Annotated in this window: 24 protein-coding genes and 1 pseudogene; 23 read left to right on the plus strand and 2 right to left on the minus strand. The window is 39.5% G+C overall.

Annotated features, from left to right (window positions below; all coding sequences use genetic code 11):
• The first annotated feature begins 8 nt into the window (after window positions 1–8).
• From QM469_RS00510 to rpsR, 13 genes and pseudogenes are all read left to right on the plus strand, one after another.
• Window positions 9–476 carry a deoxycytidylate deaminase gene (locus QM469_RS00510; protein ID WP_000136981.1) on the plus strand — a complete coding sequence of 156 codons (468 nt, stop codon included), beginning with the start codon at window positions 9–11 and terminating at the stop codon, window positions 474–476.
• A gap of 86 nt (window positions 477–562) precedes the next feature.
• Window positions 563–1,192 (plus strand): uracil phosphoribosyltransferase, encoded by a 630-nt coding sequence (gene upp, locus QM469_RS00515; RefSeq protein ID WP_414275844.1) that lies wholly within the window; start codon window positions 563–565, stop codon window positions 1,190–1,192.
• A 112-nt stretch (window positions 1,193–1,304) separates the two neighbouring features.
• A pseudogene (locus tag QM469_RS00520) lies at window positions 1,305–1,898 on the plus strand (ATP-dependent Clp protease proteolytic subunit); the annotation flags it as partial.
• Window positions 1,899–1,973: 75 nt separating this feature from the next.
• Entirely contained in the window at window positions 1,974–2,243 is a 270-nt protein-coding gene (locus tag QM469_RS00525; RefSeq protein WP_049509420.1) for a YlbG family protein, read from the plus strand.
• Window positions 2,244–2,330: 87 nt separating this feature from the next.
• Entirely contained in the window at window positions 2,331–3,491 is a 1,161-nt protein-coding gene (locus QM469_RS00530; RefSeq protein WP_281334786.1) for an ABC transporter substrate-binding protein, read from the plus strand.
• Between the two features lie 115 nt (window positions 3,492–3,606).
• On the plus strand, window positions 3,607–4,476 hold the full coding sequence (locus QM469_RS00535; protein WP_281334785.1) for a branched-chain amino acid ABC transporter permease: 870 nt from the start codon (window positions 3,607–3,609) through the stop codon (window positions 4,474–4,476).
• A gap of 3 nt (window positions 4,477–4,479) precedes the next feature.
• On the plus strand, window positions 4,480–5,436 hold the full coding sequence (locus QM469_RS00540; protein ID WP_281334784.1) for a branched-chain amino acid ABC transporter permease: 957 nt from the start codon (window positions 4,480–4,482) through the stop codon (window positions 5,434–5,436).
• Window positions 5,436–6,200 (plus strand): ABC transporter ATP-binding protein, encoded by a 765-nt coding sequence (locus QM469_RS00545; RefSeq protein ID WP_049503117.1) that lies wholly within the window; start codon window positions 5,436–5,438, stop codon window positions 6,198–6,200. The genes QM469_RS00540 and QM469_RS00545 overlap by 1 nt, the downstream gene beginning before the upstream one ends.
• Window positions 6,200–6,910: an ABC transporter ATP-binding protein gene (locus tag QM469_RS00550; RefSeq protein WP_281334783.1), complete on the plus strand. Its 711-nt coding sequence runs from the start codon at window positions 6,200–6,202 to the stop codon at window positions 6,908–6,910. Before QM469_RS00545 ends, QM469_RS00550 begins: the two co-directional genes overlap by 1 nt.
• A 354-nt stretch (window positions 6,911–7,264) precedes the next feature.
• Window positions 7,265–7,921, plus strand: coding sequence for a CBS domain-containing protein (locus QM469_RS00555; protein WP_000268637.1), 657 nt, complete (start codon window positions 7,265–7,267; stop codon window positions 7,919–7,921).
• 128 nt (window positions 7,922–8,049) lie between these two features.
• Window positions 8,050–8,340 carry a 30S ribosomal protein S6 gene (gene rpsF / locus QM469_RS00560; RefSeq protein ID WP_001151786.1) on the plus strand — a complete coding sequence of 97 codons (291 nt, stop codon included), beginning with the start codon at window positions 8,050–8,052 and terminating at the stop codon, window positions 8,338–8,340.
• A gap of 11 nt (window positions 8,341–8,351) precedes the next feature.
• A complete protein-coding gene (gene ssbA / locus QM469_RS00565; RefSeq protein ID WP_000609604.1) occupies window positions 8,352–8,822 on the plus strand; it encodes a single-stranded DNA-binding protein SsbA in 471 nt (156 codons plus the stop codon).
• A 32-nt stretch (window positions 8,823–8,854) separates the two neighbouring features.
• Complete coding sequence (gene rpsR / locus QM469_RS00570; RefSeq protein WP_000068664.1) at window positions 8,855–9,094, plus strand: 30S ribosomal protein S18; 240 nt, start codon at window positions 8,855–8,857, stop codon at window positions 9,092–9,094.
• Window positions 9,095–9,179: 85 nt separating this feature from the next.
• On the opposite strand, the gene QM469_RS00575 is transcribed toward rpsR, so the two are convergent.
• Window positions 9,180–10,436, minus strand: a complete 1,257-nt coding sequence (locus QM469_RS00575) for an ISL3 family transposase (RefSeq protein WP_248034601.1) — start codon at window positions 10,434–10,436, stop codon at window positions 9,180–9,182.
• 501 nt (window positions 10,437–10,937) lie between these two features.
• Here QM469_RS00575 and QM469_RS00580 point away from each other — a divergent pair.
• The 8 genes from QM469_RS00580 to QM469_RS00615 all read left to right on the plus strand — a co-directional run bounded on the left by QM469_RS00580 (window position 10,938) and on the right by QM469_RS00615 (window position 16,592).
• Window positions 10,938–11,441, plus strand: a complete 504-nt coding sequence (locus QM469_RS00580) for a GNAT family N-acetyltransferase (protein ID WP_248034770.1) — start codon at window positions 10,938–10,940, stop codon at window positions 11,439–11,441.
• A gap of 80 nt (window positions 11,442–11,521) precedes the next feature.
• Window positions 11,522–12,922 (plus strand): bifunctional Cof-type HAD-IIB family hydrolase/peptidylprolyl isomerase, encoded by a 1,401-nt coding sequence (locus tag QM469_RS00585; RefSeq protein WP_248034771.1) that lies wholly within the window; start codon window positions 11,522–11,524, stop codon window positions 12,920–12,922.
• 1 nt (window position 12,923) lies between these two features.
• Window positions 12,924–13,286, plus strand: a complete 363-nt coding sequence (locus QM469_RS00590; RefSeq protein WP_414275845.1) for a S1 RNA-binding domain-containing protein — start codon at window positions 12,924–12,926, stop codon at window positions 13,284–13,286.
• Window positions 13,287–13,335: 49 nt separating this feature from the next.
• On the plus strand, window positions 13,336–14,082 hold the full coding sequence (locus QM469_RS00595; RefSeq protein WP_248034772.1) for a tRNA1(Val) (adenine(37)-N6)-methyltransferase: 747 nt from the start codon (window positions 13,336–13,338) through the stop codon (window positions 14,080–14,082).
• Window positions 14,072–14,356 carry a GIY-YIG nuclease family protein gene (locus QM469_RS00600; protein WP_248034773.1) on the plus strand — a complete coding sequence of 95 codons (285 nt, stop codon included), beginning with the start codon at window positions 14,072–14,074 and terminating at the stop codon, window positions 14,354–14,356. Before QM469_RS00595 ends, QM469_RS00600 begins: the two co-directional genes overlap by 11 nt.
• Window positions 14,357–14,440: 84 nt before the next feature.
• Complete coding sequence (locus QM469_RS00605; protein WP_009731484.1) at window positions 14,441–15,376, plus strand: manganese-dependent inorganic pyrophosphatase; 936 nt, start codon at window positions 14,441–14,443, stop codon at window positions 15,374–15,376.
• Window positions 15,377–15,439: 63 nt separating this feature from the next.
• Complete coding sequence (locus tag QM469_RS00610) at window positions 15,440–15,952, plus strand: YiiX/YebB-like N1pC/P60 family cysteine hydrolase (RefSeq protein ID WP_371607568.1); 513 nt, start codon at window positions 15,440–15,442, stop codon at window positions 15,950–15,952.
• Window positions 15,936–16,592 carry a DUF1803 domain-containing protein gene (locus tag QM469_RS00615; RefSeq protein ID WP_371607567.1) on the plus strand — a complete coding sequence of 219 codons (657 nt, stop codon included), beginning with the start codon at window positions 15,936–15,938 and terminating at the stop codon, window positions 16,590–16,592. The genes QM469_RS00610 and QM469_RS00615 overlap by 17 nt, the downstream gene beginning before the upstream one ends.
• Before the next feature lie 26 nt (window positions 16,593–16,618).
• Here the strand turns inward: QM469_RS00615 and QM469_RS00620 are convergent, their stop codons facing one another.
• A complete protein-coding gene (locus tag QM469_RS00620) occupies window positions 16,619–18,064 on the minus strand; it encodes a UDP-N-acetylmuramoyl-L-alanyl-D-glutamate--L-lysine ligase (RefSeq protein ID WP_371607566.1) in 1,446 nt (481 codons plus the stop codon).
• A 105-nt stretch (window positions 18,065–18,169) separates the two neighbouring features.
• Here QM469_RS00620 and QM469_RS00625 point away from each other — a divergent pair, with 105 nt between their 5' ends.
• Together QM469_RS00625 and QM469_RS00630 are read left to right on the plus strand one after the other, a co-directional pair.
• On the plus strand, window positions 18,170–19,792 hold the full coding sequence (locus QM469_RS00625; protein ID WP_371607565.1) for an oligosaccharide flippase family protein: 1,623 nt from the start codon (window positions 18,170–18,172) through the stop codon (window positions 19,790–19,792).
• 200 nt (window positions 19,793–19,992) lie between these two features.
• Complete coding sequence (locus QM469_RS00630) at window positions 19,993–21,951, plus strand: peptide ABC transporter substrate-binding protein (RefSeq protein ID WP_248034779.1); 1,959 nt, start codon at window positions 19,993–19,995, stop codon at window positions 21,949–21,951.
• The last annotated feature ends 143 nt before the right edge of the window (window positions 21,952–22,094 follow it).

Raw genomic sequence — 22,094 nt, forward strand, 5'->3', positions numbered from 1 at the left:
GAGAAGTTATGACAGAAAAAAGACTGGCTTGGGATGAGTATTTTGCTGCTCAAGCCTTATTGATTGCCAATCGTTCAACCTGTAAACGCGCTAAGGTAGGAGCTGTTTTAGTCAAGGATAATAAGGTTATTTCAACAGGTTATAATGGCTCTGTATCTGGAACAGAGCATTGTATTGACCATGACTGTTTGGTGATTGAGGGCCACTGTGTCCGCACTCTTCATGCTGAGGTTAATGCTATTTTACAAGGAGCCGAACGTGGCGTTCCAAAAGGATTTACAGCTTACGTTACTCATTTTCCTTGTCTCAACTGCACCAAGCAATTGCTTCAGGTAGGATGTGAGCGTGTCGTTTATATTAACCAGTACCGTATGGACGACTACGCCCAGTATCTCTATCGTGAAAAAGGGACCGAGTTGACCCATTTACCACTTGAGACAGTACAAGCAGCTCTTCAAGAAGCTAACTTGATTTAAAAATTAAAAAAAAGATGGTTTAGAAGGATTTTTAAACCATTTTTTGATATAATAAGAAGAATAAATTGAAAGAAGGAATTCAGAAAATGGGAAAAATTGAAGTTATCGATCATCCACTAATCCAACATAAATTGTCAATCTTGCGTCGCACAGACACTTCTACTAAAGCATTTCGTGAATTAGTTGATGAAATCGCTATGTTGATGGGCTATGAAGTGCTTCGTGATCTTCCGCTTGAAGATGTGGAAATTGAAACACCAATTACTAAAACCGTTCAAAAACAATTGACAGGTAAAAAATTAGCAATCGTACCAATCTTGCGCGCTGGTATCGGTATGGTTGACGGTCTCTTGAGCTTGGTTCCAGCTGCTAAGGTTGGACATATCGGTATGTACCGTGATGAAGAAACTCTTCAACCTGTTGAATACTTGGTAAAATTACCAGAAGATATCGACCAACGTCAAATCTTTGTTGTTGACCCAATGCTTGCGACAGGTGGTTCAGCTATCCTTGCTGTTGATTCCCTCAAAAAACGTGGAGCTTCAAACATTAAATTTGTCTGCCTAGTTGCAGCACCAGAAGGGGTTGAAGCTCTTAATGCAGCACATCCTGATGTTGAGATTTTCACAGCAGCTTTGGATGAACGCTTGAACGAAAATGGATACATCGTTCCAGGTCTTGGAGATGCTGGTGACCGCTTGTTCGGTACTAAATAAGAATCCAATCTAGGATTTGATCAAATTAAAAAATTGACCTTTTTTGACCAATGGGGTATAATAGCTTCATTATCAGTAATGATCTACTCATTAAAAAGATCAAAAGGAGAAATCAATGATTCCTGTAGTAATTGAACAAACAAGTCGTGGGGAACGTTCCTACGATATCTACTCTCGTCTTTTGAAAGACCGCATCATCATGCTGACAGGTCCAGTTGAAGACAATATGGCAAACTCAGTTATTGCCCAGTTGCTCTTCTTGGATGCTCAAGACAGTACTAAAGATATCTACCTCTATGTTAATACACCAGGTGGATCAGTTTCAGCTGGTTTGGCAATTGTAGATACTATGAACTTCATCAAAGCAGACGTACAAACGATTGTTATGGGTATGGCTGCCTCAATGGGAACTATTATCGCATCAAGTGGTGCTAAGGGCAAACGCTTCATGCTTCCAAATGCAGAGTACATGATTCACCAACCGATGGGTGGTACTGGTGGTGGTACGCAACAGACAGATATGGCTATTGCGGCTGAGCACTTGCTTAAAACTCGTAAGACTTTGGAACAAATTCTTGCAGATAATTCTGGTAAATCAGTTGAGCAAATCCATGCAGATGCTGAACGTGATTACTGGATGAGCGCTCAAGAAACACTTGAATATGGTTTCATTGATGAAATCATGGCTAATAATTCTTTGAATTAATCTTTTGAAGCAAACTCGACTGAGTTTGCTTTTTTTGATATAATAGTAAGAAGATTGTTAGAAGGAAGTTGTAATATGTTTCAAAAAGAGAATCGGTCTGGTCTGATTATCTACCTATACTATAATCGTGATGCAAAAAAACTCGATAATTATGGTGATATTTGTTACCACTCTAAAAAACACCGTTATCTGCAACTGTATGTCCCAACAGAAGAAGTGGAAGAACTGGTTAGCCGTTTAGGAAAAGAGAGATTTATCAAAAAAGTGCGACGATGTCATATCCAAGAATTGGAAACTCCCTTTGTTGGTAGTCTCTATAGAAATAGCGAAAACGTTATCATGTAAAAATTAAGATAAATGTGTTGACAATTTTCAGATAATTCGGTATATTCTTAACATGCTATTTATTTAAGAAATAAGGAGACAAAAAAGATGAAGAAAAAATTTGCCTTATCACTTGTAGCTCTTGCAAGTGTAGCTGTTTTAGCAGCTTGTGGAGAAGTGAAGACAGGAGCTTCAAATTCAACTGGTAACCCAGTGGATGAGAAAGTCGTTAAAATCGGTTTCAACTTTGAAGAAACTGGTGCAGTAGCATCTTACGGTACATCTGAGCAAAAGGGTGCTCAACTTGCAGTTGATGAAATCAACGCTGCAGGTGGTATTGATGGTAAACAAATCGAAGTAGTAGATAAAGATAACAAATCTGAAACTGCTGAAGCTGCTTCTGTTTCAACAAACCTTGTTACTCAATCTAAAGTAGCAGCTATCGTAGGACCTGCAACTTCAGGTGCAACCGCAGCAGCAGTAGCAAATGCTACACAAGCTGGGGTTCCATTGATTTCTCCAAGTGCTACTCAAGATGGTTTGACAAAAGGTCAAGATTTCCTTTTCATCGGAACATTCCAAGATAGCTTCCAAGGGAAAATCATTTCTAACTATGTTACAAACAAGTTGAACGCTAAGAAAGTTGTCTTGTATACTGATAACTCAAGCGACTACGCTAAAGGAATTGCAAAATCATTCCGTGATTCATTCTCAGGCGAAATCGTAGCAGATGAAACGTTTGTATCAGGTGACACTGACTTCCAAGCAGCTTTGACAAAAATCAAAGATAAAGACTTTGATGCAATCGTATTGCCAGGTTACTACACAGAAGCTGGTAAGATTGTAAACCAAGCTCGTGGTATGGGAATTGATAAACCAATCATTGGTGGTGACGGATTTAACGGTGCAGAGTTTGTTCAACAAGCAACAGCTGAACGCGCATCAAATATCTACTTCATCTCAGGTTTCTCAACTACTGTAGAGGTTTCAGCAAAAGCAAAAGCCTTCCTTGAAGCTTACCGTGCAAAATACAACGAAGATCCTTCAACATTTGCAGCTCTTGCTTATGACTCAGTTTACCTTGTAGCTAATGCAGCAAAAGGTGCAAAAACTTCAGTTGATATCAAGAACAATCTTGCTAAAACACAAAACTTTGAAGGTGTTACAGGTCAAACAAGCTTTGATGCAGATCACAACACTGTGAAAACAGCCTTCATGATGACCATGAATAATGGTAAAGTAGAAGCGGCAGAAGTCGTAAAACCATAATTATAGATACAGGAAATGGGGAATGAGCTTTTACTCACTCCCTGTTTCGGTGTTTATGAAAGGATTATTTTTTTATAAAAATCCTAAAAAATAAAACTTAGAAAGAGTGAACCATATGCTTCAACAACTTGTCAATGGTCTAATCTTGGGGAGTGTCTATGCACTACTAGCCCTAGGTTATACTATGGTTTATGGAATTATCAAGCTCATTAACTTTGCCCACGGTGATATTTATATGATGGGTGCTTTCATGGGTTATTTCTTTATTAATTCCTTGCAATTAAATTTCTTTGTTGCCTTGATCTTATCGATGATCGGAACGGCAATTCTCGGTGTTATCATTGAGTTTCTTGCTTATCGTCCATTACGTCATTCAACTCGTATCTCTGTATTGATTACAGCCATCGGGGTTTCCTTCTTACTGGAGTATGGGATGGTCTATCTGGTAGGCGCCAATACACGTGCCTTCCCTCAAGCAATCCAAACAGTGCGTTATGACTTGGGACCAATTAGTTTAACAAATATTCAATTGTTAATTTTGACTGTCTCACTTGTTTTGATGGTTCTTCTACAACTCATCGTACAAAAAACCAAGATGGGGAAAGCCATGCGTGCCGTTTCTGTAGATAGTGATGCTGCTCAGTTGATGGGGATTAACGTGAACCGTACAATCAGTTTCACCTTTGCATTGGGTTCAGCTCTAGCTGGTGCAGCGGGTGTCTTGATTGCACTTTACTATAACTCTCTTGAACCATTGATGGGAATGACTCCAGGTATTAAATCATTTGTGGCTGCCGTTCTTGGTGGTATCGGAATTATCCCTGGTGCAGCTCTGGGTGGCTTGGTTATTGGTCTTTTGGAGACATTTGCTACCGCCTTCGGAATGTCAGATTTCCGTGATGCCATCGTGTATGGAATCTTGCTCTTAATCTTGATTGTTCGTCCAGCTGGTATCCTCGGTAAGAATGTGAAAGAGAAGGTGTAAACAATGAAAGAAAATTTAAAAGTTAATATTCTATGGTTATTCCTTTTGTTGCTTGGATATGGTTTGATTAGCCTATTGGTTTCAGTAGGAGTCTTGAACCTTTTCCATATTCAGATTATTGAACAAATCGGTATCAATATTATTCTAGCAGTAGGTCTTAACCTAATCGTTGGGTTCTCTGGTCAGTTTTCACTTGGACATGCTGGATTTATGGCTATTGGTGCCTATGCAGCAGCCATTATCGGATCAAAATCTCCAACCTATGGTGCATTCTTTGGAGCTATGTTACTTGGTGCCATTATTGCTGGTCTGGTTGCCTTGGTCGTTGGAATTCCAACCCTACGTTTGAAGGGTGACTACCTTGCAGTTGCAACTTTAGGTGTTGCTGAAATTATTCGTATCTTTATTATTAATGGTGGAAGCCTTACAAACGGTGCTGCTGGTATTTTGGGGATTCCTAGCTTTACAACTTGGCAAATGGTATATTTCTTTGCTGTGATTACAACGATTGCTACTCTCAATTTCCTTCGTAGTCCTATCGGGCGTTTAACTTTATCTGTTCGTGAAGATGAGATTGCTGCTGAGTCAGTAGGGGTAAATACTACAAAAATTAAAATCATCGCTTTTGTTTTTGGTGCTGTTACTGCAAGTATCGCAGGTACTCTTCAGTCAGGATTTATTGGATCAGTCGTACCAAAAGATTATACGTTTATCAACTCTATCAATGTTTTGATTATCGTTGTATTCGGTGGTTTAGGATCCATTACAGGGGCAATTGTTGCGGCGATCGTGCTTGGAATCTTGAACATGCTCCTTCAAGACGTGGCTAGCGTTCGTATGATTATCTATGCTTTGGCCTTGGTACTCGTTATGATATTCAGACCAGGTGGTCTTCTTGGGACATGGGAATTGAGCCTATCACGTCTCTTTAAAAAAGGTAAGAAGGAGGGACAAAACTAATGGCATTACTTGAAGTAAAAAATTTAACCAAACATTTTGGTGGTCTGACAGCCGTTGGGGACGTCACTCTCGAATTGAACGAAGGTGAACTTGTTGGTTTGATTGGACCTAATGGTGCTGGGAAAACAACCCTCTTCAACTTGTTGACAGGTGTTTATGAACCAAGCGAAGGGACAGTAACCTTGGATGGTCACTTGTTAAATGGCAAGCAACCCTATAAAATCGCATCTCTTGGTTTAGGGCGTACCTTCCAAAATATCCGCCTTTTTAAGGACTTGACAGTTTTGGATAACGTTCTGATTGCATTTAGTAATCATCATAAACAACATGTTTTTGCAAGTTTCTTGCGCTTACCAGCTTTTTATAAGAATGAAAAAGAATTGAAAGCTAAAGCCTTAGAATTACTAAAAATCTTTGATTTGGATGGAGATGCTGAAACTTTAGCTAAAAATTTAGCCTATGGTCAACAACGTCGTTTGGAAATTGTTCGTGCTCTTGCTACAGAACCTAAAATCCTTTTCTTGGATGAGCCTGCAGCAGGTATGAATCCACAAGAAACTGCAGAATTGACTGAGTTGATTCGTCGCATCAAGGATGAATTCAACATTACTATCATGCTGATTGAACATGATATGAACTTGGTTATGGAAGTTACTGAGCGTATCTATGTTCTTGAGTACGGTCGTTTGATTGCTCATGGAACACCAGATGAAATCAAGAGTAATAAACGTGTTATCGAAGCTTATCTAGGAGGTGAAGCCTAATGTCTATGTTAAAAGTTGAAAACCTCTCAGTACACTATGGTATGATTCAAGCTGTACGCGATGTGAGCTTTGAAGTAAATGAAGGAGAAGTTGTTTCCCTTATCGGTGCAAACGGTGCTGGTAAAACAACTATCCTTCGTACCTTGTCAGGACTTGTTCGTCCAAGTTCTGGTAAAATTGAATTTTTGGGACAAGAAATCCAAAAGATGCCTGCACAAAAAATTGTGGCATCAGGACTTTCTCAAGTACCAGAAGGACGTCACGTCTTCCCTGGTTTGACAGTTATAGAAAACTTGGAGATGGGAGCTTTTCTTAAGAAAAATCGTGAAGAGAATCAAGCAAATTTGAAGAAAGTCTTTTCACGTTTCCCGCGTTTGGAAGAACGTAAAAACCAAGATGCAGCTACCCTTTCTGGTGGTGAGCAACAGATGCTTGCTATGGGACGTGCGCTTATGTCAACGCCTAAACTTCTTCTCTTAGATGAACCATCAATGGGGCTTGCACCAATTTTCATCCAAGAAATTTTTGATATCATCCAAGATATTCAAAAACAAGGTACAACTGTTCTTTTGATCGAGCAAAATGCCAATAAAGCACTCGCCATCGCAGATCGAGGCTATGTTCTTGAAACAGGTAAAATCGTTCTTTCAGGAACAGGTAAAGAACTCGCAGCATCAGACGAAGTCAGAAAAGCATATCTAGGTGGCTAAAAAGGTCTGGGGGACCTTTTTAGTCGGCGGATAAGGATTACGTAGTAATCTTCGCATAGTCTGGGAGACTAGTTTAGGTTGCGAATAAGGATTGCGCCAGCAATCCACATTAGTCCGTGGGACCTTTTTAGTCGGCGGATAGAGATTGCTTGGCAATCATCAGAACCAGTGGATTGTGTTAGTGCGCGGGAAAGATTACCAAACAAATTACATAATCATAAGATTGAGGGCTCTAATCTAGGGCTCTTTTTATAGTATTTCAGAGTTTTCAGAATCTTGAAAAAGAGATGAAAGCGTTTGATTGATTTTCGTAAAAAGTGTATAATAAAGCTATAAACATAAAGGAGAGTTCCTATGGCAGTTAAAGATTTTATGACACGAAAGGTCGTATATATTAGCCCAGATACGACTGTAGCACATGCAGCAGATTTGATGCGCGAACAAGGTTTGCATCGTCTTCCTGTTATTGAAAATGATAAATTAGTTGGTCTAGTAACAGAAGGAACAATTGCTGAAGCCAGTCCATCAAAAGCAACGAGTCTTTCAATCTTCGAGATGAATTACTTGCTCAATAAAACAAAAGTCAAAGACGTCATGATTCGTGATGTTGTAACTGTCTCAGGTTATGCAAGTTTGGAAGATGCAACCTACCTTATGCTGAAAAATAAGATTGGCATCTTGCCAGTTATTGATAATGGGCAAGTCTATGGTGTCATTACTGACCGTGATGTATTCAGAGCATTTCTTGAAATTTCTGGTTATGGCGAAGAGGGAATCCGTGTTCGTTTTATCACAGAAAATGAAGTTGGGGTACTTGGTAAGATTGTTTCTTTAATCGTTGAGGAAAATCTAAATATTTCTCATACTGTTAATATTCCACGTAAAGATGGTAAGATTGTTATCGAAGTTCAAATTGAGGGAACGGTTGATCTAGCTACCTTTAAACAGAAATTTGAATCTGAGAATATTCAGGTTGAAGAAATTACACAAACTTTAGCAAAAAAACTGTAAAAAATAAAATAGAAGCAGTTTTTACTTGCTAAAAAAATTTTTTTCTAGTATAATAATTTACTGTGAGCAAACCTCACTTACCCCTTGCAATGTCTTGGGGTCATTAGACCAAAAGGAGGAACATATCAATGGCTAAATACGAAATTCTTTATATCATTCGTCCAAACATTGAAGAAGAAGCGAAAAACGCTTTGGTAGCACGTTTTGACTCTATCTTGACTGACAACGGTGCAACTGTTGTTGAATCAAAAACATGGGAAAAACGTCGTCTTGCATACGAAATCCAAGATTTCCGCGAAGGACTTTACCACATCGTTAACGTTGAAGCAAACGATGATGCAGCTCTTAAAGAGTTTGACCGTCTTTCAAAAATCAACGCTGACATTCTTCGTCACATGATCGTCAAAACTGACGCGTAAGAAGGTAGATTATGATTAACAATGTTGTACTTGTAGGGCGTATGACTCGTGACGCTGAGTTGCGTTATACCCCATCAAATGTAGCAGTTGCGACTTTTACTCTTGCAGTAAACCGTACATTTAAGAGTCAAAATGGCGAACGTGAGGCTGATTTTATCAATGTCGTTATGTGGCGCCAACAGGCTGAGAATCTTGCTAATTGGGCTAAAAAAGGCTCACTTATCGGGGTGACAGGTCGTATTCAGACTCGTAGTTACGATAACCAGCAAGGACAACGTGTCTACGTGACGGAAGTCGTGGCTGAGAATTTCCAAATGTTGGAAAGCCGTAGTGTGCGTGAAGGACATACTGGTGGAGCTTATTCAGCACCAAGTTCAAATTATTCAGCACCTACTCAATCAGTACCTGACTTTTCACGTGATGAAAATCCATTCGGAACAACGAATCCTTTGGATATTTCAGATGATGATTTACCATTCTAATGGACAATTAATACTATAAAGGAGAAAAAAACATGGCTCAACAACGTCGTGGCGGATTCAAACGCCGTAAAAAAGTTGATTACATCGCAGCAAACAAAATTGAATATGTTGATTACAAAGATACTGAGCTTCTTAGCCGTTTCGTTTCAGAACGTGGGAAAATCCTTCCTCGTCGTGTAACAGGAACTTCAGCTAAAAACCAACGTAAAGTAACAACAGCTATCAAACGCGCTCGCGTAATGGCTTTGATGCCTTTCGTAAACGAAGATTAAAAAAGAGGTCCGGGTGGACCTCTTTTTCAGACCCCGACGGGTCTTTTTTTGGCTCTCTGTCAACTGTAGTGGGTTGAATAAAAAGCTAACATCTGGAGAGGACAATCGTTGTCCTCTCCATTTTTATATTCAGAGCGATGAAAATTCGTTTCTTAAAGTTGTCAAAGTTCCGAAAACCAAATGCATTTCGTTTGATAAGTTTTATGAGATTATTGGTCGCTTCCAGTTTGGCGTTGGAATAGAGTAGTTGAAGGGCGTTGACAATTTTCTCTTTGTCCTTGAGAAAGGTTTTAAAGACAGTCTGAAAAAGAGGATGAACCTGTTTAAGATTGTCCTCAATGAGTCCGAAAAATTTGTCTGGCTCCTTGTTCTGAAAGTGAAAAAGCAAGAGCTGATAGATATTATAGTGGTGTCTCAAGTCTTCTGAATAGCTCAAAAGCTTGTCTAGAATCTCCTTATTTGTTAAGTGCATGCGAAAAGTAGGGCGATAAAAACGTTTATCACTCAGTTTACGACTATCCTGTTGAATGAGCTTCCAGTAGCGCTTGATAGCTTTGTATTCATGGGATTTTCTATCAAATTGATTCATGATTTGAACACGGACACGACTCATAGCACGGCTAAGGTTTTGCACAATGTGAAAACGATCTAGAACGATTTTAGCACATGGAAAAAGCTGTTTAGCCAAGTTATAGTAAGGACTAAACATATCCATAGTAATGATTTTCACCTGACAACGAACAGCTCGCTCGTAGCGCAGAAAGTGATTTCGGATGATAGCCTGTGTTCTGCCTTCAAGAACAGTGATGATGTTGAGATTATCAAAATCTTGTGCAATGAAACTCATTTTTCCCTTAGTGAAGGCATACTCGTCCCAGGACATAATCTCAGGAAGACGAGAAAAATCATGCTTAAAGTGGAAATCATTGAGCTTTCGAATGACAGTTGAAGTTGAAATGGAAAGCTGATGGGCAATATCGGTCATAGAAGTCTTTTCAATTAACTTTTGCGCAATCTTTTGGTTGATAATACGAGGAATTTGATGATTCTTCTTGACGAGCGAGGTCTCGGCGACCATCATTTTCGAGCAATGATAGCACTTGAAACGACGCTTTCTAAGGAGGATTCTAGTAGGCATACTAGTCGTTTTGAGGTAAGGAATCTTAGACGGTTTTTGAAAGTCATATTTTTTCATTTGACTTCCACAATCAGGACAAGATAGAGCATCGTAGTCCAGTTTGGCGATGATTTCCTTGTGTGTATCCATATTGATGATATCTACAATCTTGATGTTTGGGTCTTTAATATCAAGGAGTTTTGTGATAAAATGTAATTGTTCCATATGAATCTTTCTAATGAGTTGTTTTGTCGCTTTTCATTATAGGTCATATGGGACTTTTTTTCTACAACAAAATAGGCTCCATAATATCTATAGGGGATTTACCCACTACAAATATTATAGAGCCCTTTTTTTCACGATCTTTGAAATGAGAGAGCGAGTTTGGGTCCGGGGGACCTCTTTTTCAGACCCATTTGGGTCTTTTTTTCAGGTCCAGTGGACCTCTTTTTCATGAGCTTGAAAACAAGAAAGCAAATTAAGACCCGTTTGGGTCTTTTTTTCACGAGCTTTGAAATTAGAGAGCGAGTTTGGGTCCAGTGGATCTCTTTTTCATGAGCTTTAAAATAAGAAAGCGAATTAAGACCCCGACGGGTCTTTTTTTCACGAGCATGGAAAAATGAGAGCGAGTTTGGGTCCAGTGGACCTCTTTTTCACGAGATAGTTTTTTTCTGATCTTGGCGTGCTATAATGGTAATAGAAAGAGTAAAGGTGGGTAAGTCAAAGATGAATTGTACGATTAGAAATATGATTAAGTCTGATATTGAATCCTTATCTCATGGATTTATGAATCAAGGTTGGCCTGGAAGAGAGGAAATTTTGGCTAGATATTTTCTGGAACAGGAAAGTGGGGAGAGAGAAGTCTTAGTTGCAGAGATTGATGGTGCTGTAGCGGGCTACATTGCCATTTTGCCCTCTGCTAAACATGGTCCTTTTGCAGAAGTCTATCCAGAATTATCAGATTTTAATGTGTTTGAGCCTTTTCGAAATCAAGGGATTGGGAATCAACTGCTAGAAGAAGCAGAAAAACGAGTCAAGTTTGTTTCGAATAAGGTCACTCTTGGTGTAGGTTTGCACTTAGGCTATGGCCCTGACCAGAGATTGTATATCAGACGGGGCTACATTCCAGATGGGACAGGTGTCTGGTATCGAAATCAACCCTTGGAAATGAATGCAACTAGCCAAAATAATGATGATTTGGTTTTGTATCTAGTAAAGGAATTCGGATAAGAGACAAGGATTTTATTGGGGATGTGGGATTTCTCTACTTTATGGTATAATGGAAAGAGTGAATTGAAGGAGGTAATGAGATGGATGCGAAATTAAGATATAAGGCAAAAAAGATAAAGATTATTTTTTTTGATATTGATGATACTTTGCGAAACTCAAAGACTGGTTTTATCCCAACCTCAATTCCAACAGTATTTCAACAATTACGTGAAAAAGGTATTTTGACTGGGATTGCGACTGGTCGTGGGATTTTCGGTGTCGTGCCAGAAATTCGCGAACTTAAACCTGACTTTTTTGTTACTCTGAATGGTGCCTATATTGAGGATAAAAAAGGCAATGTGATTGATAGTAACAAAATCTCTAAAGATAAGGTTGAAACCTATATTGCTTGGACCAAGGAAGTTGGGATTGACTATGGTTTAGTTGCTAGTCATACTGCTAAACTCTCTACTAGAACCGAGTTGATTAGTGAGGCCATTGATCCAATTTATCCCGAGTTAGATGTAGATCCTGATTTTTATGAAAAAGAAGACATCTATCAGATGTGGACTTTTGAGGAGCGGGGAGATGATTTGATCTTGCCTGATACTTTGGCATCGACTTTACGTATGGTACGTTGGCATGAACATTCGTCAGATGTGGTACCAATTTCAGGTTCAAAAGCAGCTGGTGTAGCAAAAGTTGTAGAACATTTAGGTCTTAAACCTGAGAATGTCATGGTCTTTGGGGATGGACTGAACGATTTGGAGCTTTTTGATTATGCAGGTGTCAGCATTGCCATGGAAATATCTCATGAAAAAATCAAAGAAAAAGCAGATTATATTACAAAAACATTAGAAGAGGATGGCATTTTTGATGCCTTAGAAGGATTTGGTATGGTAGAAAAAGAATTACATTTGCCACAAGTAGACATTGAAACAGTAGATGGTCCGATTGCGACTATTAAGACAAATCATGGAGACTTGCGTATCAAGCTCTTCCCTGAACAGGCTCCCAAAACAGTTGCCAACTTTATTGCTCTGTCTAAAGACGGTTACTATGATGGTGTGATTTTCCACCGCATTATTAAAGACTTTATGATTCAAGGTGGAGATCCAACTGGTACTGGTATGGGTGGCGAATCTATCTATGGTGAGTCATTTGAAGACGAATTTTCAGAAGAACTTTACAATATCCGTGGAGCCCTTTCTATGGCCAATGCTGGACCAAATACTAACGGTAGCCAGTTCTTTATCGTGCAAAATCAACACTTGCCATACTCTAAGAAAGAAATTGCTCGTGGTGGTTGGCCAGAGCCAATTGCGGAGATTTATGCAGAACAAGGTGGAACTCCTCACCTTGATCGTCGTCACACAGTTTTTGGACAGCTTGCAGATGAAGCTTCTTATGAAGTTCTGGATGCTATCGCAGGAGTTGAGACAGGTGCAATGGACAAGCCAGTTGAAGATGTCGTCATCGAAACGATTGAAATCGAGGACTAAGATGAAAATAGGTGATAAGCTAACAGGGCGAATTACAGGGATTCAGTCTTATGGAGTCTTTGTGGAGTTAGAGACTGGTATCACAGGCTTGATTCATATTTCTGAAATTCGTACAGGATTTATTGAGAATATCTATGATGTACTGAAAATCGGTGAAGAAGTTCAAGTCCAGGTTGTCGATTTGGACGAATATACAGGGAAAGCAAGTCTTTCTATTCGGACTTTGGAAGAAGAGAAACATCAATTACCGAGACGGAGACGTTTTTCAAGTGACCGTGTCAAATACGGATTTGCTCCTTTGGCTCGCATGATGCCTATCTGGACCAAGGAAGCTATCTCTAATCTAAATAAGAAAAAGTCTTAATTGATTTTTTCTCTCTTGAAATGTTAATATAGTTTGTTATAATAGAAGTATGGTAGAAGAATTATTAAAATCAGGAGAGAGAATCAACCAGCTCTTTTCTACAGATATTAAGATTATTCAAAATAGAGAGGTTTTCAGCTATTCGGTGGATAGTGTCCTTTTGTCACGCTTTCCTCGCTTTCCTAAAAATGGCTTGATAGTGGATTTTTGTGCGGGTAATGGAGCTGTTGGCCTTTTTGCCAGCAGCCGGACCAAGGCTAAAATCCTGTCTGTCGAAATCCAGGAAAGATTGGCGGATATGGCTGAAAGATCTGTTCGTTTAAATGGCTTAGAAGAACAGATGCAGGTCATTTGTGATGATTTGAAAAATATGTCTGCTTACATTCAGGGGAGTAAGGTTGATTTGATTTTATGCAACCCTCCCTATTTTAAGGTGGACCCAAATTCTAATCTGAACGAGAGTGAGCACTATTTGTTGGCTCGGCACGAAATTACGACCAATCTTAAGGAAATCTGCCGTAGTGCTCAAAGTATTCTCAAATCCAATGGGCGTTTAGCCATGGTCCATCGTCCTGATCGATTGTTAGATATTTTAGAAACGCTTCAACAACACAATTTGGCTCCAAAGCGTCTGCAATTTGTTTACCCTAAACGGGAGAAGGAAGCCAATATGCTTTTGATCGAGGCTATCAAGGACGGCTCCACTAGTGGTTTTAAGGTTCTGCCACCACTCATTGTTCATAATGATGATGGTTCCTATACTCCAGAAATTCAAGAGATTTACTATGGATCATAAGGCTTACATGTATGTGGTAGAATGTTGTGATGGTACCTACTATACTGGCTATACAACGGATGTTAAAAAAAGAATCGCCGTTCACAATAGTGGTAAGGGAGCCAAGTACACACGAGCTCGGTTGCCAGTAAAACTTATCTATGTAGAAGGTTTCGATAGTAAAGAAGAAGCCATGTCAGCCGAAGCGCTTCTAAAACGTAAGAAGAGGCCGCAGAAGGAAAGATTTTTATCTGAAAACCAAGAAAAAAATTTAATCAGTTATTTTGAAGAGTAGAGGGGAGTTCTTTGACTCCTCTTACTTTTGTCAAAAATTGAAAAAAATGCTACAATAAAGAGAATAAAGAAACGAGGTATTATCATGTCTAAGATTCTAGTATTTGGTCACCAAAATCCAGATTCAGATGCCATCGGGTCATCTGTAGCCTTTGCTTATCTTGCAAAAGAAGCTTATGGCTTGGATACAGAAGCGGTAGCTCTTGGGACTCCAAATGAAGAAACAGCTTTTGTTTTGAACTATTTTGGTGTGGAAGCACCGCGCGTGATCACATCTGCTAAAGCAGAAGGTGCAGAACAAGTCATCTTAACAGACCACAATGAATTCCAACAATCAGTTTCAGATATTGCTGAAGTTGAAGTTTATGGTGTTGTGGACCACCACCGTGTGGCTAACTTTGAAACTGCCAGCCCACTTTACATGCGTTTGGAACCAGTTGGATCAGCATCATCTATCGTTTACCGCATGTTCAAAGAGCATGGCGTAGCTGTTCCAAAAGAAATTGCAGGTTTGATGCTTTCAGGTTTGATTTCAGATACCCTTCTTTTGAAATCTCCAACAACACACCCATCTGATAAGGTGATTGCGCCTGAATTGGCTGAATTGGCTGGTGTGAACTTGGAAGAATACGGTCTTGCTATGCTCAAGGCTGGTACAAACTTGGCAAGCAAATCTGCTGAAGAATTGATTGATATCGATGCTAAGACATTTGAACTCAACGGAAACAATGTTCGTGTGGCTCAAGTGAACACAGTTGATATTGCTGAAGTCTTGGAACGCCAAGCTGAAATCGAAGCAGCCATCCAAGCCGCAAATGCAGCTAACGGCTACTCTGACTTTGTCTTGATGATTACAGACATCGTCAACTCAAACTCAGAAATTTTGGCTCTTGGTGCCAACATGGACAAGGTCGAAGCAGCTTTCAACTTCAAACTTGAAAACAACCACGCTTTCCTTCCAGGTGCTGTTTCACGTAAGAAACAAGTTGTACCACAATTGACTGAAAGCTTTAATGCATAATCATAGATGGGAAAGCCCATTATTAAAAAGGAGTTTCGACTCCTTTTTTGCTAGGAGAGAAGTATGTTAGAATCTGGTGATTTGATTTTTGTGAGGGAAGCTTCAGATATGGGGAAGGCCATTCAGGAATCTACTGGTAACTATAGCCATGTGGCCATCTTTTTGGACGGACAGGTCTATCATGCAACTACGGAAGGCGGAGTCATTGCCCAATCTCCTGAAGATTTCTTTGAAGCTGAGAAAGTCTATGACCTTTATCGCTATCTAAAAATGGATCAAAAAGAAGTCAAAAAGCGGGCAGAGAGCCTTTTGGGGTCACCCTACAATGCTTCCTTTTACCCGGATGGAGATGGTTATTACTGTTCCCAGTTTGTAGCAGAAATTCTCCCTATTTTTGAGACTATTCCCATGAAGTTTGGGAACGATACACAGGAAATTAGTGATTTCTGGAGAAAATATTATCGAGAGTTGGGGCTTTCTGTACCTTTGGATCAGCCTGGCACTAACCCTAGTCAATTAGCAGCATCACCACTTTTAGTTTGTAAAGAAAGGAATCTTCATGATTCAGATTTTTAATCCATCTCGCTTGACGCGTCAACCATTCTTTAGGGATTTGGTAGACTATCTTGATCAGCATGATGATGTTATCCTCCGTGAAATCAAGGCTCAGTTTCCAGGGGTTGCAGTTGACAAGTACTTGGAGGAATACATTAAAGCTGGTTTCATTCTTCGAGAAAACAAACGCTATTATCTCAATCTCCCATTTCTAGAATCTACAGATTCTCTTGAACTAGACCAAGAAGTCTTTGTGAGAGATGATAGTCCAATCTATCAAGAAATCTTGGAGAAAGATTTTCAGACAGAATTATGTAATCAAACCAATGCGGCTATACTGGAAGAGTATACGGATTTTGCTAGGGAAAAGATGACCTTGTCTAATTATTTTTACAAGGTAAAACATCAGTATCCGCTGACAGAAGATCAACAGAAACTCTATGCTGTTTTGGGGGATGTCAATCCTGAGTATGCTCTCAAGTACATGACGACTTTTTTGCTCAAGTTTCTCAAAAAAGACGAGCTTATGCAGAAGCGTCGAGATATCTTTGTTGATAGTTTAGTCTTATTAGGTTACATCCTTCAAAATGAAGATGGGAAATATGAGTTAGCTGTAGAATTTGATAAAGAACGCTTTATCTTTATAAAAAATAAAGGCTAGGGATTTTCCTAGCCTTCTTTAAGTTCTTATAGATAACGTTCTGCGATAGCTGCATCTCCAGGGTAGTCTTCCTTCTTGCCTTGGACGATTTGGTAGCAATCCGCTCCTTTACCAGCGATAATAACAGCGTCCAGTTCTTGACTTGTAACAGACATAGCAGCCTTGATAGCTTGCTCGCGATCGACAATCTTTTCAACAGGATGATGGATATAGCTACTGATTTCATCTGCAATGGCCATCGGATCTTCGTAGTTTGGATCATCAGCTGTTAGAAAGACTTGAATTTCAGGATGTTGATTGAGGAGAAGTCCAAAGTCCTTACGACGGCTTTCTCCCTTGTTTCCAGTTGAACCAAGTACTAAAGCAATCTTTCCAGTTTGATGAGTTTCAACCACAGCGATTAGTTTTTTAAGACTGTCACCGTTGTGGGCGTAGTCGATGAAAACTTTTGCGCCATTTTTCTGTGTGAGAACTTCCATACGGCCAGGGACGCGAGTAAAAGCAATCCCTTTTTTGATATCTTCAAGACTAGCACCTAAACGAAGACAAGCAAGTCCTGCAGCAACAGCATTCTCTTGGTTGAAGTGCCCAATTAGCTGGATATCATAGTTTCCTGCTAATTTACCAGTAGCTGAGAAACTAAAGGCTTTGGAGTTCTGAATTTGGTTATCAGATTGGCTACCATAGAAGTCATGTTCTTGATTTTCTACTTGTTCTTTCAAGACTGAAAAATGGTCCATATCACTATTGATCACAACTGTTCGGCTATTTTTCATCAAGAGACGCTTGTGGTAGAAGTAGTCTTCAAAGGTTGGATGCTCAATAGGACCAATATGGTCAGGACTAATGTTGAGGAAGACACCGACATCAAAGGTCAGTCCGTAGACTCGTTTAACCAAGTAGGCTTGACTGGATACTTCCATGATAAGGTGAGTTCTTCCATTATCAACAGCCTGGGCCATCATGTCAAAGAGATCGATACTCTCAGGAGTAGTCAGGGCAGACTTAAAGAAAGTCTTACCGTCCAAGGTTGTATTCATGGTTGATAACATAGCTGGACGATGTTGTTGACTTAAGATGTTGTAGGCGAAGTAAGCTGCCGTTGTTTTTCCTTTAGTACCAGTGAAAGCAAGGAGTTTTAGTTTTTCTTGAGGGTTGCCATAAAATTCCATAGCAATCAAACTCATGGCTTTCTTGATATCGCTAACAACAATAACGGGAATACCGACTTCATAGTCCTGTTCCGCTACATACCATTCAAGTCCTTGTTCAATTGCAGAAAGGAGAAATTCTTTTTTAAAGGTTGCTCCTTTGACAAAAAAGAGACTATTTTCTCGAGCTTTTCGGCTATCGTAGCAGATGCTATCAAAAACGACATCACTGTGATAATAATGGTAATGTCCTTGGTCAATAATCTCACGGAAGAGATCGTCTTTCTTTAAAATATCTAATACGGTTTCAATCTTTATCATACTTTCTATTGTAAACCGAAAGTCTGAATTTTACAAGTAACAAGGAAAAGTTTATAATGGAAGATAAGGAACATTTCCTAGTTATTAAAATTGAATGAGGAAGTTATGTCTAACGAAAATAATCATCAGCAGGCCCAGATGTTACGAGGGACTGCCTGGCTAACGGCTAGTAACTTTATCAGTCGCCTGCTCGGGGCTATCTACATCATCCCTTGGTATATCTGGATGGGGACTTATGCAGCTAAGGCTAATGGCCTCTTCACCATGGGCTACAATATCTACGCCTGGTTCTTGTTGATTTCAACAGCAGGTATCCCGGTAGCGGTCGCTAAGCAGGTCGCTAAATACAATACCATGCATGAGGAAGAGCATAGTTTTGCCCTGATTCGGAGCTTCTTAGGCTTTATGACTGTGCTAGGACTTGCCTTTGCCTTGATTTTATACCTCTTTGCACCTTGGTTGGCGGACCTTTCTGGAGTCGGTAAGGACTTGATCCCCATTATGCAAAGTCTAGCGTGGGCTGTCTTGATATTCCCATCTATGAGTGTTATCCGTGGATTTTTCCAAGGGATGAATAATCTTAAGCCCTATGCCATGAGCCAAATTGCTGAGCAGGTTATCCGTGTCATCTGGATGCTCTTAGCGACCTTTATTATCATGAAGCTAGGTTCAAAAGATTATCTATCAGCAGTCACCCAGTCTACCTTTGCGGCCTTTGTGGGAATGGTAGCCAGCTTTGCTGTCTTACTTTATTTCCTTTTTAAAGAAGGGATGCTTCAAAAAGTTTTTGAAACGCGAGATAAGATTGATAGCAAACACCTGTTAATGGATACGATTAAGGAAGCAATTCCGTTTATCTTGACTGGTTCGGCTATTCAGCTTTTCCAAATCTTGGACCAAATGACCTTTATCAATAGTATGAAGTGGTTTACCAACTACAGTAATGAAGACTTGGTTGTCATGTTTTCTTATTTCTCCGCCAATCCTAATAAAATCACCATGATTTTGATTTCGGTTGGAGTTTCGATTGGTAGCGTTGGGCTACCTCTCTTGACAGAGAACTATGTCAAGGGTGATTTGCCAGCGGCTTCTCGTCTCGTTCAAGATAGTATCACCATGCTCTTCTTATTCTTACTTCCAGCAACTGTTGGAGTAGTCATGGTTGGTGAACCTCTCTATACAGTCTTTTACGGTAAGCCAGATAGTTTGGCTATGGGCTTGTTTGTCTTTGCAGTCTTGCAGTCAACAATCCTAGGTTTGTACATGGTCTTGTCACCAATGCTTCAAGCCATGTTTAGAAATCGCAAGGCAGTTCTTTACTTTGTCTATGGATCCATTGCCAAAATTGTTCTACAATTACCATCGATAGCGATTTTCCATAGTTATGGTCCTTTAATTTCAACGACAATTGGTCTCATCATTCCAAATGTCTTGATGTACCGAGATATCTGTGAGGTGACAGGTGCACGTCGAAAGATTATTCTGAAGAGAACAATTTTAGTCACAATTTTGACTTTAGTCATGTTTATTCTGGTAGGCCTCTTACAATGGATTCTTGGATTTGTTTTCCATCCAACTGGACGTTTCTGGAGTTTCCTTTACGTTCTTCTAATCGGAACAATCGGTGGTGGTCTCTACGGAGTCATGTGTCTCTATACTCGTCTCTTGGATAAGGTTATTGGACAGGCAAAAGCGGACCATTTGCGAGAACGCTTGAAAATATCATAATAGTTTATAAATAAAATGAACAATTTGAACTTTCAACTCTAAAAAAGTTTAAATTGTTCATTTTTTATTTAAAAAATAGGATAAAATATAAAATTAGTAGAAAAAAATCTATAATTTGGTAAAAAATAGATAAAATTGCTTGACTAAAAAAAACAATAGCTGTATAATGATACAAATATTTAAATTTGGAGGTTCTGGAAATGAAAAAGTCTAAGGCAAAATATCTGACGCTGGCAGGCCTTGCCCTAAGTGCCGCTCTACTATTGGCGGCTTGTAGCAACTCAGCTAGTTCAACTAAAACATACAACTATGTCTATCCTAGCGATCCGTCTAGTTTGAACTATCTTGCAGAAAACCGTGCAACAACCAATGACATCGTTACCAATTTGGTAGATGGGTTGATGGAAAATGACCAATACGGTAACTACGTTCCATCCTTAGCAGAGGATTGGAGTGTTTCTCAGGACGGTTTGACATACACTTATAAACTTCGTAAAGATGCTAAGTGGTATACCTCTGAAGGTGAAGAATATGCTCCAGTAACTGCCCAAGATTTTGTAACTGGTTTGAAATATGCTGCTGATAAAAAATCCGAAGCTTTGTACCTGGTTCAAGATTCTGTAGCAGGTTTGGATGACTATATCAACGGGAAAACAACTGACTTTTCAACTGTCGGTGTTAAGGCGATTGACGACCAAACAGTTCAGTACACTTTGACACGACCAGAATCTTATTGGAATTCTAAAACAACATCAACCATTCTCTTCCCTGTCAATGCAGATTTCCTGAAATCAAAAGGGGATGATTTTGGTAAGGTGGATCCTTCTAGTATTTTGTACAATGGACCTTTTTTGATGAAATCCTTTGTTTCAAAATCTGTTATCGAATTCAAGAAAAATCCCAACTACTGGGATGAAAAAAATGTCTTTGTAGATGATGTGAAATTGGCCTATTATGATGGTAGTGACCAAGATGCACTAGCTCGTAACTTTGTAGAAGGAGTCTACAGCTACGCACGTCTCTATCCAAATAGCTCAAGCTTTGAAGGAATTAAAGAGAAGAACAAAGATAACATCATTTATAGTATGCAAACCGCAACTTCTTATTACTTGAACTTCAACTTGGACAGAAAATCTTATAACTTCACGTCTAAATCCTCAGATATCGAAAAGAAATCAACTCAAGAAGCAGTTCTGAATAAAAACTTCCGTCAAGCCTTCAACTATGCTTATAACCGTACAGCCTATGGAGCTCAATCTCAAGGGGAAGACGGAGCAACGAAGATTATTCGTAACCTGGTTGTACCTCCTACATTTGTAAGTATCAACGGGAAAGACTTTGGAGATGTTGTTTCAGAAAAGATGGTCAACTATGGCCAAGAATGGCAAGGAATCAACTTTGCAGATGCGCAAGACCCATACTACAATCCTGACAAGGCTAAGGCTAAGTTTGCAGAAGCTAAGAAAGAATTGGAAGCTAAGGGTGTGCAGTTCCCAATCCACTTGGATGTATCAGTTGACCAATCAGCTAAAAAAGGTGTACTTGAAGCAAGTTCTTTGAAACAATCCATCGAATCTGTCTTAGGGGCTGAGAATGTGGTTATCGATATCCAACAATTATCAACAGACGACTTTGATAACTCTAGCTACCTCGCTCAAACCGCAGCTCAAAAAGACTTTGACATCTATAATAGTGGTTGGAGTGCTGACTACTTGGATCCATCAAGTTATCTTGATATCTTAAATGTCAATAACGGTGGTATGTTGCAAAACATTGGTCTAGAACCAGGTGAGGTCAATGACAAGGCTAAGGCAGTTGGACTCGATACTTACACTCAAATGTTAGAAGAAGCGAACAAGGAGCAAGAACCAGCGAAGCGTTATGAAAAATATGCTGAAGTTCAAGCTTGGCTCGTTGATAGCGCCCTTGCAATTCCAAACGTTTCCCTTGGTGGAACACCGACCTTGAGAAAGACAGTTCCATTCTCATCACCATTCTCACAAGCTGGAAATAAGGGGGTGGAATCATACAAGTACCTCAAGTTGCAAGATAAGACTGTAACGGCTGATGAGTATGAAAAAGCTAGACAAAAATGGCTGAAAGAAAAAGAAGAATCTAATAAAAAAGCCCAAGAAGAATTAGCTAAACACATTAAATAATCAGTCTATTCAACAGGAAAAACGATAGTTTCTTAAGAAGCTATCGTTTTTATATAGTTTGAAACTATAACTAGCTCTTGAAAACAAGAAAACGAAGGATACAAAATAAGTGGTACAATAGTTACTATAGATTTGGAGGTAAA

The sequence above is a fragment of the Streptococcus infantis genome (assembly GCF_047464215.1).
Taxonomy (GTDB): domain Bacteria; phylum Bacillota; class Bacilli; order Lactobacillales; family Streptococcaceae; genus Streptococcus; species Streptococcus infantis_P.

Bases quoted from the DNA above. Each gene is read 5' to 3' on its own strand.
- QM469_RS00545 (WP_049503117.1), top strand. From the start codon at position 5,436: ATGGCATTACTTGAAGTAAAAAATTTAACCAAACATTTTGGTGGTCTG.
- QM469_RS00620 (WP_371607566.1), bottom strand. From the start codon at position 18,064: ATGATAAAGATTGAAACCGTATTAGATATTTTAAAGAAAGACGATCTC.
- QM469_RS00525 (WP_049509420.1), top strand. From the start codon at position 1,974: ATGTTTCAAAAAGAGAATCGGTCTGGTCTGATTATCTACCTATACTAT.
- QM469_RS00530 (WP_281334786.1), top strand. From the start codon at position 2,331: ATGAAGAAAAAATTTGCCTTATCACTTGTAGCTCTTGCAAGTGTAGCT.
- QM469_RS00510 (WP_000136981.1), top strand. From the start codon at position 9: ATGACAGAAAAAAGACTGGCTTGGGATGAGTATTTTGCTGCTCAAGCC.
- QM469_RS00630 (WP_248034779.1), top strand. From the start codon at position 19,993: ATGAAAAAGTCTAAGGCAAAATATCTGACGCTGGCAGGCCTTGCCCTA.
- QM469_RS00555 (WP_000268637.1), top strand. From the start codon at position 7,265: ATGGCAGTTAAAGATTTTATGACACGAAAGGTCGTATATATTAGCCCA.
- rpsF (WP_001151786.1), top strand. From the start codon at position 8,050: ATGGCTAAATACGAAATTCTTTATATCATTCGTCCAAACATTGAAGAA.
- ssbA (WP_000609604.1), top strand. From the start codon at position 8,352: ATGATTAACAATGTTGTACTTGTAGGGCGTATGACTCGTGACGCTGAG.
- QM469_RS00610 (WP_371607568.1), top strand. From the start codon at position 15,440: ATGTTAGAATCTGGTGATTTGATTTTTGTGAGGGAAGCTTCAGATATG.
- QM469_RS00605 (WP_009731484.1), top strand. From the start codon at position 14,441: ATGTCTAAGATTCTAGTATTTGGTCACCAAAATCCAGATTCAGATGCC.
- rpsR (WP_000068664.1), top strand. From the start codon at position 8,855: ATGGCTCAACAACGTCGTGGCGGATTCAAACGCCGTAAAAAAGTTGAT.
- QM469_RS00575 (WP_248034601.1), bottom strand. From the start codon at position 10,436: ATGGAACAATTACATTTTATCACAAAACTCCTTGATATTAAAGACCCA.
- QM469_RS00615 (WP_371607567.1), top strand. From the start codon at position 15,936: ATGATTCAGATTTTTAATCCATCTCGCTTGACGCGTCAACCATTCTTT.
- QM469_RS00625 (WP_371607565.1), top strand. From the start codon at position 18,170: ATGTCTAACGAAAATAATCATCAGCAGGCCCAGATGTTACGAGGGACT.
- QM469_RS00540 (WP_281334784.1), top strand. From the start codon at position 4,480: ATGAAAGAAAATTTAAAAGTTAATATTCTATGGTTATTCCTTTTGTTG.
- QM469_RS00535 (WP_281334785.1), top strand. From the start codon at position 3,607: ATGCTTCAACAACTTGTCAATGGTCTAATCTTGGGGAGTGTCTATGCA.
- QM469_RS00595 (WP_248034772.1), top strand. From the start codon at position 13,336: ATGGTAGAAGAATTATTAAAATCAGGAGAGAGAATCAACCAGCTCTTT.
- QM469_RS00585 (WP_248034771.1), top strand. From the start codon at position 11,522: ATGGATGCGAAATTAAGATATAAGGCAAAAAAGATAAAGATTATTTTT.
- upp (WP_414275844.1), top strand. From the start codon at position 563: ATGGGAAAAATTGAAGTTATCGATCATCCACTAATCCAACATAAATTG.
- QM469_RS00590 (WP_414275845.1), top strand. From the start codon at position 12,924: ATGAAAATAGGTGATAAGCTAACAGGGCGAATTACAGGGATTCAGTCT.
- QM469_RS00600 (WP_248034773.1), top strand. From the start codon at position 14,072: ATGGATCATAAGGCTTACATGTATGTGGTAGAATGTTGTGATGGTACC.
- QM469_RS00550 (WP_281334783.1), top strand. From the start codon at position 6,200: ATGTCTATGTTAAAAGTTGAAAACCTCTCAGTACACTATGGTATGATT.
- QM469_RS00580 (WP_248034770.1), top strand. From the start codon at position 10,938: ATGAATTGTACGATTAGAAATATGATTAAGTCTGATATTGAATCCTTA.